This is a genomic window from Methylobacterium nodulans ORS 2060 (assembly GCF_000022085.1).
Classification (GTDB): Bacteria; Pseudomonadota; Alphaproteobacteria; order Rhizobiales; family Beijerinckiaceae; genus Methylobacterium; species Methylobacterium nodulans.
Genome location: NC_011894.1, coordinates 6,933,556 through 6,946,610, shown reverse-complemented (window position 1 = coordinate 6,946,610; position 13,055 = coordinate 6,933,556). Strand labels below are relative to the sequence as shown.

The following is a 13,055-nucleotide window of genomic DNA, read 5'->3' as shown; positions in this document are numbered from 1 at the left end:
TAACATGACGACGGTCGTCTCCCGCTTGCCCTCGATACCGCTCAGGTCGAAGCGTGTCGCGCCACCAGTACATCCTGCTCCCCGGTACCTGAGTCCCTGGCCCACCGGGAAGGTTGCCCGCACCAGTAGCCCGGATAGAAGTCGTAAACGAGTCCATTCTTTGCGTAGACCTCCCGGACATAGGATTCCTCGAAGGCGACCGCGAGTTCTGGCACCTTTTTGCTCATCACCCAGTGGGTACCCATGAAGTGCTTGAACTGCAAGGATGATGTTGCGGTCATCATAAGCCGGCGCGATTGGTCGGTAATCAGCGCGTAACTCGCGGCGCACTGTCCGGTGGGCTTGAGCACTCGCGCGATCTCGGACACATAACGATTGAATTCGGACGGAACCATATGCGTGAACACCGAGACGAGCACGATGACGTCGAAGCTGTTGTCTTCGTATGGGAGCTGGTATTGATCAGCGCGTAACCTGCCCTTCGGGTTGTATTCCTTATTGTACACGTCCGCGAGTTGGAAGTGGAGGTTGCTGTGCGAGTTCTTGATGTTGGCCTCGCACCAGCGGATCGCGTCCGGAATGATGTCGAGGCCATCATAGGACCCATGGGCGTCGAGGTATCCAGCCATGGCGGCGGCGAGCCGTCCATAGCCGCAGCCGATATCCAACACCTTTGAGGAGGGGGTGAGCCCGGCCACCTCTTCCAGAGCCTTGATCGCAGCCTTGCCGCTGCCCTCGAAGTCGATCACGGCGCCGGAGCAGTTGTGCAACCGAGGAGGCATCACCCCGGTCTTGCGTCCCATTACTCGATCAATGAGGTCGATGGGAGCGAGGTAAACCGTCCGCAGGCCCCACCGGAGCCAACGCGGGAGCACCGGCAGGAGATGGCTGGTAAACCACTTTTGAGACAGCAGCCAGATACGAAGCCGTTCCGCCGCGGACGCAATGTGCAAGAGGGCAGCCATTCGTCAGAACTCCTCATCTCATCAGGAAGAACCCGTGCGCGGTGAGGCGCACAGGTTGGAGAGGTCGTCCGGGCTCGCTAACGCAGCTCAGGTCCGAGGCCGCACGGGCAGGGAGGGGTGCGGCTGGAGGTCGACTTGGTCGCTAGTCGGAACGGCTACATTGGGCTCGGAGGGCAGCGCCTCATCCTTAGAATCGGCGCTGCGGTCGACATTGACGAGATCGCCGGGCTGAAGCACCGTCATGCCATCCGACATGATGGAGATCGGCCCGGCTGCCGTCTGGCGGACGATCTCGTAGGTGACGCCCTTCTGGCCGCCGGACCCGATGTGGCTGGTCGTCAAGCTAGAGAGAATGCCATGGCTGGTGTTTATCTCGCGTTCGGCATCAGTGAGTGAGCGCTCGATCACGTCGATTTCGGTTTGCAGATCCGACTTGTTCTCCGCGCGGATCCGGTTGGCCTCCTGCTCCAGGGACGACAGGCGCGCACTCGCCATGCTGTATTGGTTGAGGGCCTCCTGGCGCCGCTGCTCGGCGTCGCTCAGCTCGCTCAGGACCTGATTGACCACAGTATTGGCCAGGATGTTCCTGCTGACGAGCGCCTTCATGCTGTTGACGCGCTCCTGCCGTAGGCGGACCAGATCATCGATCGGACCCAGCCGGCCCTTCATCATGTCCAGGGCCTGCCGTTCTGCATCGAGGGCGGCGGCGATCGCCACCTCCCGATTGCGGCGGGTTTGCGCGATAGCTTTGCGGCGTTCGCTCTCCCCACTGATGAAACTGCGGGCCTCGGAGGCGCCAATCAACTCGACCAGCTTGAGCGGAATTTTCGGCTGAGTGCCGTCGCGTTCTGCCCTGAGGACGGCGACCCGCGCCAGAAGCTTGAGAATGGTCTGCGTGGCCCCGTTGCGCTTCTCAACCTCGCGCACCGCCTCAAGTTTCTGCCACGGCTCCATGCCGGCGCGTTCGAGGCCGCCGGCCAGGGCCAGCGCGTGCATGACCGTCATGCCCGAAGCGTACTTATACGAGCCAGGGTTCTTGACCAGGCCAAGCACGTAAACTGGAGAACGCTCCAGGGCCAGGATGTTGACTAGCCCTTTTCGGCCCAGCGCCTGTGAAAAGGCCTTGGCCAGAGCCGCCTGGATCTCGGCAGTTCTGCGTCCGGCGGCCGGGATCTGACCGAGCAGCGGCACCATAATGGTGCCGTCTTCCTGGACCGCGTATTCGCCGCTCAGCTCCGGCCGCTGCTGGATTCCCTTCATAGCGGAGGCCGCCCGGCCCCACTTGTCCTCCTCGACGTCGAGGCGCTCGTAGAAGGCGAGCTTGAGGCGGTCCCCGACCCCGATCGGCGTGCCGGCGGGCGGATTCGCGGCAGCACCGACGGCTTTGGCCGTGGGCTCGGCCGTTTCTGGATCGCTGGCGACCGCCGAAGCCGTTTGAACCAAAGAAGGCCGAGCCGTCGGCTGCGCCTGTGCAACACCCGCGGCGGGGGAGACCAACTTCCTGTCGCTCACGAGCGTCTTGGCGGCCCCCACCGTCTCTGGCAGGACTGAAATCGCATAGATCCGGTCCAGGACTTTTTGCAGGGCGGGGCCGGACGCGTCCCGGACGAGGTCCGGGTGCGCGGCGACAAATGCTCCCAACGCCAACCCACTGGAAAAGCCCAAAGTCAGAGCCATCGGCCGCAAGCGCGAGCAGGAGGATCCTCGGCGCTCTTCCGCGGCTTGCGTCTCATCGACTTGGCCAGATTGTTCCTGACGGTCCATGCTGAAGGCGCCTTTCAAGAGCTGAAAAGTACCTCTTTCAAGAGCTGAAAGTACCTAACTAGATCTTCGCCCCAAAGGGGCCAAACGGCAACTCCCCTCTTGGGAGTACCCCTTTATAGATACCCTCTTCGACCCTGCCAGGGTGCTCCCTGGGTGCTCCAAGTGATAATAGCACAATGAGCCTAATGATACGTTGAGAAATGTAGCTGCAGGCTTGGAGGCTGATCACATAGAACAGCAGCTGGCCCCGGATGGGGCAAAGGGCAGATAGCCCAGCTCGTCGAGCACGATTAATACCGGCGCGCGTTCGCCCTGATCCGTTCACACGAACCATGTTGCGCCGAGATGTGGGTGGCGCGGAGAACGCGTCAGCACGAACGTACGGCGGTATAAGTCCATGCGCGACAGGTAGTCGGCCATACGGCCCTCGCGTTCGGCGCGGGCTTCGGCTTCGAGATTTTCGAGATTGTTGACGAGATCGAGCACATTGACAAATCAGCCGCGCTTGCCGCCGCGAATGTACTCGCGTGATCGCGAGGGCGAGATCAGTTCAGGCTTGCGTTGAGCCACTTCTTCATAGCGGCACCCGAACTTGCCGAGCCTCTTCTCGACAGCGATCACGCCGGCGCTCCATCACGACCGATGAAGAGCAACTTTGGAACGGCGTTCCAGCGCCCTGCTGAGTGCCCCCAAAAGGATGATTGTGCCATTGCCATTGAACGATCACGATAGCAAAAGCAAAGCCTTGCTTGTCGTTCCATTGTTGTCGTTCAACGCTTGCCACCCGGTGGCCAGGGTGACCTGTCCGGGACGGGATGGATGCCATTGAAATGGAGGGGCACGCGCAATGGACGCGCAAGACAACTTCGAACTGGTAAGCTCACGAACCCCGAATTCCCCCAGAGGAAGGAGGCTCGCCCTGCTCGTCTTGGGGGTCTCTAGGATCGCCGTCCTGAGTGCGGGAGCGGTTAGATACCGGGAGCCGATCAGGGTTGTCTCTGGATCAGTGGGATCAGCGGAACCCATCAAGGCCGTCTGCGGATCCATGGAATCCGCAGTGCGAACGCGATGCAGAAGGCCGTTGCCGTTGCCCGTGCCAAGCACGACCAGCCGGCTCAAGCTCAAGCTGCGGCCGGATCCACCCGCGGGACCGTGCCGGCACGATGCGCCGGGCGCCGCCCCGCTCCAACCCAGCGCCGCCCCGAATGCCGCCGCGGTGGCACCGACATCGCCGACCTCCCCGAGACTGTCAGACCAGCGGCGGACGCATCGTCAGCAGTCCTGTTCGGGATCGGCGACCGGCTAGCAGGTGGAGGCTAAACTATGATCATGTCGAGGAATCATCACATCCAGGCTTTGCGCGGGATTGCCGCCTCGCTGGTCGTCCTGAGCCACGCATTGGATGTTATCGTCGAGCACCGCATTCTGCCAGAGTGGTTTAGGCCGGTAGGCTTCAGTATTGGAGGACTTGGGGTGACGACATTCTTCGTCATCAGCGGGTTTATCATGGTTTATATTTCATACCATGATTTTGGCAGCTTCTCAAATTCCTTATACTTTGCTAGACGCAGGCTTATTCGTATTGTTCCGACCTATTGGATTGCCACATTTGTCGCATTCGCGCTCTATCAGATTGCTACTCTCTCCCAGATTGCTACTCTCTCCCGAGAACCCTCAGCAATAGAATTAGTTAAGTCCCTAATTTTTATTCCTTACCCGACTAATTCCTTTCTGGACATGCAGCCCGTTCTCGGGCAGGGATGGACGCTCAATTACGAGATGTTCTTTTATACCTTGTTTACCATTGCGTTGATCTTGCCCCGGCGAATTGGTTTGGTAGGTGTGTTTCTCGTATTTTGTACTATCGTCGCGGCGGGATCATTGGTGAAACCGCTCTCCGACAGTACGCCGGCTCAGACAGTATTCACATTTTACTCCGATCCGATAATCCTGCTGTTTTCAGCTGGTATGGCGATCGGCGTGTTGAGAATGCACTTGGGGGGACGTTTTGTTCTCCGCTATCCATTTTGGATCGCGCTGGCGCTAATTGTGGTGCAGATCATTGTAAACATCTTTTTTCGGATCCCGTCGCGTCTTCCATTTCCGCAAGTCATCTCGATCTGGATAACTGGCGCACTGGCTGTTGCGGCGTGCGCATTCGCCGCGCCCGCATCGGCCGCGCCCACATCGGGTGGTAGGTTTGAAATCATTGCTGAGGCGCTGGGTGATGCATCGTACAGCACGTATCTGTTCCACAACTTCATCGTCGTAGCGCTGAAAATGGTATTCCCAATCACGACAGTGACCGCCGTGTTCTTTGTACTGGTGGCGCTGCTGCTGTCGAATCTGTTCGGCATTGTATTCTATCGGACTATCGAGCGGCCGATCTCCGCACTGGCTCGAGGATCGCGGATCAGATGGATGCCATTGCCTGCGTGGGGCCGCCTTAAATAGCCCATCCGATAGCCGCGGCCGGGTTGGTCGAGCGGCGTCAGCCCCCAACCACGTCGACCAATGTCCGTCCGGATGTTGTCCGGCCCGCTGTCGCCCCTCGCTACGTAGGACGTTATCGACATCGAGGCCCAGGAGCGGAAAGGGCATCAGCCGACGCAGCTCTCCGAGAACGCCCACCAGCAGCGTCTGCTCGCGCATGAGGAGTGGCGCACACTCGTCCAGCCGGTGGCGATGTCGGTCAGTACCAGTGTCTGCACGAAGGCGCCGCTCACGCTCGGGCCGGAATGGGCGACGAGGTCGGCCTCGACGAAGCCGGGCGGCGGATTGCCCCAGTCGGCGAAGGTCCGCACCGGGATCGAGCGGCGGATCGTCGAGGCGGTCCCGCGCCGACGCGATCCCCCGCAGCCCGCTCCCGCTGCGGCCGCAGAGCCCGATCGATGGTCGCCGCACTGATCGCCAGGAGGACTGCCTTGATCTTGGGGCAAGCGCGAGATGGCCGTGGCGCTCCATCGCAGGCCCGAGCGTGGGGATGAGCGCCTTGAGCCGCTTGCCGTAGATCCGGTTGGCGGCCTCCCAGAGCACGATCAGCGCCTCGCGAACCGCTTCGCCGTAGAGCCGCCGGCGCTCGCGCGCCGCCGGCACCGGCCCGGACGGAGCGGTCCGAAGCAGTCGCATGGCGTGCTTGCGATGGTGGCCGGTCACAGCGGCGAACTCGTCGAGGATGCGCGTCTTGTCCGCGCGTGAACTACTCCGGTAACGCGCCGCCACGGCGGCCAGCAGTTCATCGCGCGTTGCCATGCCCACCCGCCTCATCGTCGCCTCCACCGCCGATCCGTGGTGGGGAGCAAACCAGATGAGGCAACGATCCAGCGTCGGGGAGCATTTCAGGCGAGGCAATGCGCGCTCTCATCCAGATCGCCGCGCTACAGTCGCCGTCAATGCCGCTTCGTATTAGGCACGCAGACGATGTTTCGCTCCGCTGACGAGGACCATTGGCGTCGAACTTTCGCCAATGCGCCGGCTTAGCGTCAGAGCACATCATCCACGACCAGACGGCTGGCGAGCTATCTTATGACCCGGACGGCCACGGCCCGCTGGTCCAGGTGCAATTCGTCCAGCTCGCCGCCGGCACACCGCTGACTTACTGGGACCTGTTCCACCTGTAAGGCGCAAGAGGGGCCGGGGAGACCCGGCCTTTATGTCCCCAGAAGAGGTACCCCCAGGTGAGTACCGTGCTGGTCCGGGGAGGAACTTCCATCTGCAGTCAGCGGCCGATAGGAGGCCGTCACCTCACCGTTACTCCGGACCGATCGAAACAGGTCGATCACTTCGAGACCGGAGCGTCGGTTGTACGTGTGGCATCCAAACGAGCCGCACTCCATCCGGCCGATCGGTGTCTGGGTAAACTCGATATCTGTCAGCGCGTGGATCCGACAAAACATGACCGCCCCACCATAGCCGCGGGAACAGTCTTGGACCGGTCGGTAGCGGTACCCATCCCTCTCGAATATCGCCCCCGCCGAGCGGCCATAGCAAGCGTTCAGCAGGACCGGATTGTTGCGATGGGCGATCCATGGCCCGGTGAGCCGGTCCGCGTGGAACAGCGCCAGGAGGTCCCACGAGGTTGACCTCCAGAGTTTCGGGTTGACGAACAGCCAAAACTGGTCGCGTTCGGGCAGAAGGGTGGCGTCGTAGCCTTCGATGCCTTCGAGCAGAGTGGCCTCCCGCGTCCACCGATCGGGGAACGGGTCCGCCCGATACAAGGTGACAGTCTTTGCCGCTCCGGATTCGGGGATCATCCAAATCTGCCCGTCGTGCTCGAATACGAACGGGTAAGAGAGGTGGTACGGCTCCTCCAGGACGGTCCGGGGGGGGCTGATGATCCCTGTTCGATCCACCTTCGCGACGGCGATGCAGCCACGGCCGCTGCGGTACGGGTATTCCTCCATGAACAGGTAGTGCTCGCCGCCGTGCTCGAACGGGAAGGGATCGGCGAAGTAGCGCCGGGCGTCGCCCGGCAGGACGCGGAACTCGGCTTGGCCCTGATCGAGCAGCGACGATCCGCAGTCGAAGCGCCAGCCGACGGTCCAGGTCTCTCCGCCGCTTGCCAGGAGCCCGAGCAATCGGACCGTCTTTGTGGCGACCGTACCCATGGCATGGGTCAGCACCGAGATCGCTCTGACGGGTACCGTCGTGGGGGCGCGCCCTGGTGCCATCCCCGCAGAGGCGCCCGGGGGCTCACGCACGACCTTGGTGAGCAGTTCGACAGCACAGGAGAGGACAGCATCCAGACCGGCCGCAAGGATGCGTCGATCACGGACGGCCGGATGCGCGGTCCAGGGCCGTTGTGGACGGTCGGTGTCATAAACGTCGAGCCGAAAGCTCTGGCTGTCGAGCAGGGCTGCAACGATCCCGATTTCGCCCGGCACCCCGTTGAACAGGGGCCGCAGCACGCGCCGGCTCGGGGGAATCGTCTCCTGGGTCGCGAAGTCGATCAGCACGTCGAAGGGTTCATGCCAGCCCGCTTCAGCCGGCAGGGCGGCGGCCGACGCTACGTCGACGGCTCCGCCGTCGCAGAAACGATAGATCAGCCGCTCCAGCTCGAAGACGAGCCGACAAGCCCGAGGCAAGGGATGGCGCTCGCTCGCGAAGGTGCACGAGACCTCACAGCCCGGCACAGCCGCAAGGCTCTCGGCCAGCCAGAGATGCCAGCGGAAGAGCCGTGAAGGATCCAAGTGGAAGCAAACCCGCATTGGGGGCAGTCCTATGTGGGGCAGTCCGCTTTTCCGCTATACCTTAACTCTGACTGGCAAAACTGTTCGGCTTCCAACGCAAAGCCATCGAAGCGAGGCTTTTCCGGCCAAGTATAGCGCTCCTCGCGCGCATCCGATCGATTCGAGCAGCCCCGGACCCGGATCATCCCAGCGCCAGTAGGCATTGTGAACCCTGTAATTCGCTGGATAGCGACAGATCGTGCCTTGCATGCGGGCGGATAGCAGATCCCTGAACTCATCGCGCCACACATGGGCCGGATCCGGCTTCAATTGTGGGCCCGGCAGCCCGGCCATGTCACAATAGGCCACATGGCAGAGGTTGATCCCGGACAGCGCCGAGATCTCCACCTGCCCGTCGACCCGCCCCACGGTTGGCTCCACCATGAGGAAGCGGCCATCCCGGCGGTCGCGCTTGTATTCCATGCTGGCGAACCCGGTGGTGACCCCGACCGAACGAAAGAAGCGGATCGTCAGGTCTTCTAGCTCATCCGCCGCGAACGAGGCTGCCCAACAACTGGCGGTGAGCCCCACCTGGGGCGGGAACGAGCGACCCTTTTGGCCCGTGAAGGCCACCGGAGCCTCGCCCATGTAGCACAGGGAAAAGTATATGGCGTCGTTCGAGCCCTCGATCCATTCCTGAACAATCACTTCTCCGACCGCATCCAGCACGCGCTCGCAGAGCGACAGAGCGCTGGCATGACTCTCGACCCGGTAAGCCTTTTGGAAGGAGCCGTCGTAGGCCTTCGAACGTCTGTTTGGTTTCACGCACAGCGGAGGCCGCAGATCGTGTAAACTCCCCAAGTCTCCGCGGTTGCGCAGCAGCATGGTTGCCGGGACGGGAAACCCATTGTCCTGAGCCAGCCGAAAGAAGGGCTCCTTAAGGGTCAGATCACAGAGGGCTTGCTGCTGTGGAAGCTTAAAGCGAAAAGCGGGTGCGAGGCGGTCGCGGAAGCGGGACACCGTCAACAAGGCCACGTCATCGGCGCAGATCAGGATCCCTGGGCCAGAGAGTTCTTGGCGAAGGTTCAGCAGCTCATTGACGAATGCTGCCCCCTCGAATGTAGACACTGTATATCGCCGAGAATAGCGCGACACCGCTGCCACGTCGCGCCCCGCTTTGACCACAACGATCGAGTGCAGTCCGGCTTGGGCCAGGCTGCGGACCGCACCCAAGCCATTGATTCCGCCGCCCAGGACGATAGCTTCTGGCGTACTCATTTCGCTCCTTTGGCTAGGGCGACGCCGTACCACATGCGACTTGCGGCTTCAGTGGAGGTCTGATGCGCCAGATGCGATGAGATCCGATGCGCCGTGAAGTCGGCACCGAACACGAAACGCATCACGGGGCCAAACATCGTGGCCGTAACGGGACCGGCGAAATAGAGCCCCGGGACAGATGTTTCGAAATTCGGCGACAGCCACGGAGCCTTCCCGACAAGGCGCAGACGCTGCACGAGCGCGGGGCTCAGGAAAGGCAGGCGTAGCACATCGGCCTTATAACCGGTGCCTGCGATGACGTGGTCCACGTCGACCGTCCGGGCGCTGCCGGCGGACGCCCGCAAGCGCAGTTGCACCCCTGTGTCGCCCGCTCTGGCCGCTTCCAAGGAGTGCCCCAGGAGCTTGGGAAGCCCGATGGACCGGTCCTTCATGGGCAATCCGGCCGACGGAGAGGGGAACCCTTCTCCCGTCCGCATCCGGTAAGCCTCCGGGAAGTAGCGGAAGAGCCAAGGCAAGTCCGCATAGAAACGATGCATCCAGCCAGGGCCAATTCCGGAGATCGGCAAGAGCATTGGCTTCAGGATCGAGTGCCGACCCGAGCCGCCCCAAAGGCCACTGAAGACGAGGTCGGGCTTGCGCGAAATGAGGTGAACGGAGGCCTGGGCTTCGTGCAGCAGGACGGCGGTGTCGATGGCGGATGCTCCGCTTCCGATGACGGCGACGCGCTGTCCTCGGAACTTTTCGAGATCGTGGTGATCAGCCGCGTGGGACACCATCCCCTTGGGCAGAGCCGCAAGCACTTCTGGGATATGGCGAAAATAGTTCAGGCCCATGGCGAGGACGACCCGGCCGGCTCTAAACAAATCTCCGCCGCTCGTGCGTAACTCGAATCCGTTTGGATGCAGATCGACGGAGGTAACCTCCTCGCATTCCAGGTCCGGCACAACGCGCTGTTGAAAATCGAGCCCGTACTCGACGAACTGCTCGACCGGAATGGGATGATCAACGTCCTGATATTTCAGGCCGCGATCGCCGCAGAACCGCTTCAGGGTGAAAGCGCCTTCGGGATCGGACAGGTTCGAGGCAAAGCCGGCTGACTTAAGCAGCATGCCTGTCGGCATCTTGCTCTGCCAGCTCTCCATCGGCTTGCCCAGTATTCGGTAGTTGACCTTTCGGCCGCGCAAGTGCGCCGCGATCGATAATCCAAAAGGACCGGCTCCAACCACGGCAACATCACATGTATCAGACACTGCTTTGGCCCCTTGCTAAACAGATTTCGGGTAGGAGAGACTTGAGAGATTTGAAAAAGACCAGAGCCTTCCGTGACCATCAAACGAAACGCACCAGCACAGGTCTCACGGTCGGGGTCCCCTCCCCGGCGCCATCCGGGCGGCGCGGCTCGAACCTGCATCACCTCGAGGATCGTCTGTCCGAGGCTGTCCGGGAATCATTCCTATGCTAAACGTTACCAAAAATAAGCCTCACCGCCCCCTCCTCAAAGGGAGTACCCCCTTAGCAGTGATTGTGTCCTCCTCACTATCATAGCCAATGGTCGCTGATGATCGTGAGAGCAATCTGGACTGCGCTGGGCCTTCTTGCCCTGGCTGCATGGACGCCCGCCTCGGCGGATCCCTTCGTGCGAACGGCGGGAACTAAGTTTATCCTTCGCGGGAAGCCCTTCTTCGTGGCGGGCGCGAACAACCATTACCTACCCTGGGGCTCGGAGGAGGAGGTCACCCAGGTGCTCGACGATGCCGTGGCGCTCGGGGCCAACACGATCCGCACCCTTCTCGGGCCAGTGATCGGGTCGCCCGACGGCAGCACGCCGACGATCTGGAACTGGAAGAGCAAGGCGACCAGCTACAATCTCGGCGTGAACGGGACATACCTCCTCTATTGGGACGCGCGCGAGCGACAAATGGGTATCAACGACGGCCCAAACGGGTTGCAGAAGATCGACTTCCTGATCGCGGAAGCCGGCAAACGCAACCTGAAACTCATCATCGCCTTCCTGGATTTCTGGGACTACACCGGCGGCGCCCAACAGATGCGGGCGTGGTACAAGAGCAACGACAAATCGACATTTTTCTTTAGCGATTCGAGAACCAAGAGGGACTACAAGACCTGGGTGTCCTACGTCCTGAACAGGGTCAATTCCCTGACCGGCGTCGCCTATCGGGACGATCCGACCATCATGGCCTGGGATCTGATGAACGAGGGCAATGCCACTCCGGAAAGCCTGCGCTTGGCCTGGACGGCCGAAATGTCGGCCTATGTAAAGGCGCTTGATCCCAATCACCTCGTCAGCTCGGGCAATGCCAATGTGACGAGCCCACTCGTTGACCTGCCGATCCCGACTCTGGATTTCGGCACGTGGCACGGTTACCCGCTCTACTACAAGCAAACGGTGCAAGAATTCGATGCGATGATCACCAAGTTCTGCCAGCTGGCAGCGCAACACAACAAGCCTGTTTTGTTGGAGGAATTCGGCTATTCACGTGGCAACCACGATGCAGCCGAGGCCTTTACGCGCTGGCTCAACACGCTCACCCGCGACCCCAATTGCGCTGGCTGGCTGGTCTGGGAGCTTGTGTCGAAGCAGAACGATGGTACCGTTCCTAACGATCCGACGTTCCAGTTCGAAATCAGCCGAGACGACTCTCCCATCTGGAAAGCGCTGAAGGCGGGTACCATCCGATCCATCCCATGACCGAAGCTTCTGTCGTCATCTGTGCCCACACGCTCGACCGCTGGGACGAGCTGAACGCGGCGGTTGCCTCCGTGCATGCCCAGACCCGGCCGGCGCGGGAGATCTACGTCGTCACCGACTACAATGAAGTCCTGCGTGAGCGCGCCGAAAGCGAGATTGAGGGTGTTCGAGTGGTCCCGAATACGAAGGAGCCGGGGCTGTCCGGCGGGCGCATGACCGGGGCGGATCTCGTGACTGCCGAGGTCGTAGCCTTTCTGGACGACGACGCCATCGCCGACCCACGCTGGCTCGAAGAACTTTTGCAGGCGTATGAGAATCCCAACGTCCTCGGGGCCGGCGGTTCGGTCGAGCCGATGTGGCGCGAGCTGCCGCCCTCCTGGTTCCCAGGCGAGTTTGGCTGGGTGATAGGCTGCACCTATAACGGAATGCCGGTCCAGAACGGGCGCATCCGCAACCCGATTGGCGCAAATATGAGCGTGCGCCGGGAGGTGCTCTATCGGGCCGGGGGCTTTGCATCGCAAATGGGCCGGCAGAAGGCGGGCTTCTCGATCAGCAGCAAGGCCAAAGCCGGCGGCAAGGCCGAGAGTTGTGAGGAAACCGAGTTCTGCATCCGAGCGGCGCGGCTCCACCCGGGAGGGTATTTCGCCTACCGTCCCGGAGCGCGTGTCCAGCACATTGTGCCAGCACAACGTGGCACGTGGCGGTACTTCGTACACCGCTGTCTTGTCGAGGGCACGGCCAAGGGCGTACTCACGGATCTGACTGGCACCAAGGATGGGCTCAGTTCGGAGGGGCGCTATGTCCGTGAGGTCTTGCCCCAGGCCGTTATGCACAATCTCGGGGCGGCAATGCGGGGCGACACGGGCGCTGCTCGGCGTGCGTTGGTGATCGTTGCCGGCCTTGTCATCACGGCCTTTGCTTACGGCAAGACGCGTGTCGAGCGGCGCCGCTCGAATTCGGCAAGGATTGATGCTGTTTTTTAACCCAATGCGCCATCAAAGCACGAGATTAAACATCTAAACAGCAGCGCGCAGCCAGCGCAACCTCAAATGCGGCTGCGCCTCGACACCAGCCCAATGCATTCGGCATCGGCAGGTTTTCCTGCGCTCGGCGGCTTCCCGCGCCAGAAGGCAGTTTTCGAGGTGTTTTGCCAAGGCCAGATCTGCGCTA

At 61.6% G+C, this 13,055-nt stretch carries 8 protein-coding genes and 2 pseudogenes; 3 read left to right on the top strand and 7 right to left on the bottom strand.

Features of this window, described 5'->3' with window-relative positions:
* Positions 1-41 precede the first annotated feature (41 nt).
* The 3 genes and pseudogenes from MNOD_RS32415 to MNOD_RS50785 all read right to left on the bottom strand — a co-directional run.
* On the bottom strand, positions 42-965 hold the full coding sequence (locus MNOD_RS32415; RefSeq protein ID WP_015933174.1) for a class I SAM-dependent methyltransferase: 924 nt from the start codon (positions 963-965) through the stop codon (positions 42-44).
* 87 nt (positions 966-1,052) lie between these two features.
* A complete protein-coding gene (locus MNOD_RS32410) occupies positions 1,053-2,729 on the bottom strand; it encodes a polysaccharide biosynthesis/export family protein (protein ID WP_083786630.1) in 1,677 nt (558 codons plus the stop codon).
* Positions 2,730-2,949: 220 nt separating this feature from the next.
* Positions 2,950-3,260, bottom strand: a pseudogene (locus MNOD_RS50785) (hypothetical protein); the annotation flags it as partial.
* Between the two features lie 792 nt (positions 3,261-4,052).
* Here MNOD_RS50785 and MNOD_RS41960 point away from each other — a divergent pair.
* Positions 4,053-5,183, top strand: coding sequence for an acyltransferase family protein (locus MNOD_RS41960; protein WP_015933172.1), 1,131 nt, complete (start codon positions 4,053-4,055; stop codon positions 5,181-5,183).
* Positions 5,184-5,294: 111 nt separating this feature from the next.
* Here MNOD_RS41960 and MNOD_RS49555 read toward each other — a convergent pair.
* The 4 genes and pseudogenes from MNOD_RS49555 to MNOD_RS32390 form a co-directional block, all read right to left on the bottom strand.
* A pseudogene (locus MNOD_RS49555) lies at positions 5,295-5,996 on the bottom strand (hypothetical protein); the annotation flags it as partial.
* Positions 5,997-6,379: 383 nt separating this feature from the next.
* Positions 6,380-7,936 (bottom strand): glucosamine inositolphosphorylceramide transferase family protein, encoded by a 1,557-nt coding sequence (locus MNOD_RS41945; RefSeq protein WP_015933171.1) that lies wholly within the window; start codon positions 7,934-7,936, stop codon positions 6,380-6,382.
* A 36-nt stretch (positions 7,937-7,972) separates the two neighbouring features.
* Positions 7,973-9,175, bottom strand: a complete 1,203-nt coding sequence (locus MNOD_RS32395) for a carboxylate--amine ligase (protein ID WP_015933170.1) — start codon at positions 9,173-9,175, stop codon at positions 7,973-7,975.
* Positions 9,172-10,401 carry an NAD(P)-binding domain-containing protein gene (locus MNOD_RS32390; RefSeq protein WP_198157564.1) on the bottom strand — a complete coding sequence of 410 codons (1,230 nt, stop codon included), beginning with the start codon at positions 10,399-10,401 and terminating at the stop codon, positions 9,172-9,174. Before MNOD_RS32390 ends, MNOD_RS32395 begins: the two co-directional genes overlap by 4 nt.
* A 332-nt stretch (positions 10,402-10,733) precedes the next feature.
* Between MNOD_RS32390 and MNOD_RS32385 the strand changes: the two genes are divergently transcribed.
* Together MNOD_RS32385 and MNOD_RS32380 are read left to right on the top strand one after the other, a co-directional pair.
* Positions 10,734-11,885: a glycoside hydrolase 5 family protein gene (locus MNOD_RS32385; protein ID WP_015933168.1), complete on the top strand. Its 1,152-nt coding sequence runs from the start codon at positions 10,734-10,736 to the stop codon at positions 11,883-11,885.
* Positions 11,882-12,868 carry a glycosyltransferase family 2 protein gene (locus MNOD_RS32380; protein ID WP_015933167.1) on the top strand — a complete coding sequence of 329 codons (987 nt, stop codon included), beginning with the start codon at positions 11,882-11,884 and terminating at the stop codon, positions 12,866-12,868. The genes MNOD_RS32385 and MNOD_RS32380 overlap by 4 nt, the downstream gene beginning before the upstream one ends.
* The last annotated feature ends 187 nt before the right edge of the window (positions 12,869-13,055 follow it).

What these genes read in the sequence shown, in the direction of transcription:
- MNOD_RS32415 (WP_015933174.1), bottom strand. Translation starts at nt 965, where the DNA reads ATGGCTGCCCTCTTGCACATTGCGTCCGCGGCGGAACGGCTTCGTATC.
- MNOD_RS32410 (WP_083786630.1), bottom strand. Translation starts at nt 2,729, where the DNA reads ATGGACCGTCAGGAACAATCTGGCCAAGTCGATGAGACGCAAGCCGCG.
- MNOD_RS41960 (WP_015933172.1), top strand. Translation starts at nt 4,053, where the DNA reads ATGATCATGTCGAGGAATCATCACATCCAGGCTTTGCGCGGGATTGCC.
- MNOD_RS41945 (WP_015933171.1), bottom strand. Translation starts at nt 7,936, where the DNA reads ATGCGGGTTTGCTTCCACTTGGATCCTTCACGGCTCTTCCGCTGGCAT.
- MNOD_RS32395 (WP_015933170.1), bottom strand. Translation starts at nt 9,175, where the DNA reads ATGAGTACGCCAGAAGCTATCGTCCTGGGCGGCGGAATCAATGGCTTG.
- MNOD_RS32385 (WP_015933168.1), top strand. Translation starts at nt 10,734, where the DNA reads ATGATCGTGAGAGCAATCTGGACTGCGCTGGGCCTTCTTGCCCTGGCT.
- MNOD_RS32380 (WP_015933167.1), top strand. Translation starts at nt 11,882, where the DNA reads ATGACCGAAGCTTCTGTCGTCATCTGTGCCCACACGCTCGACCGCTGG.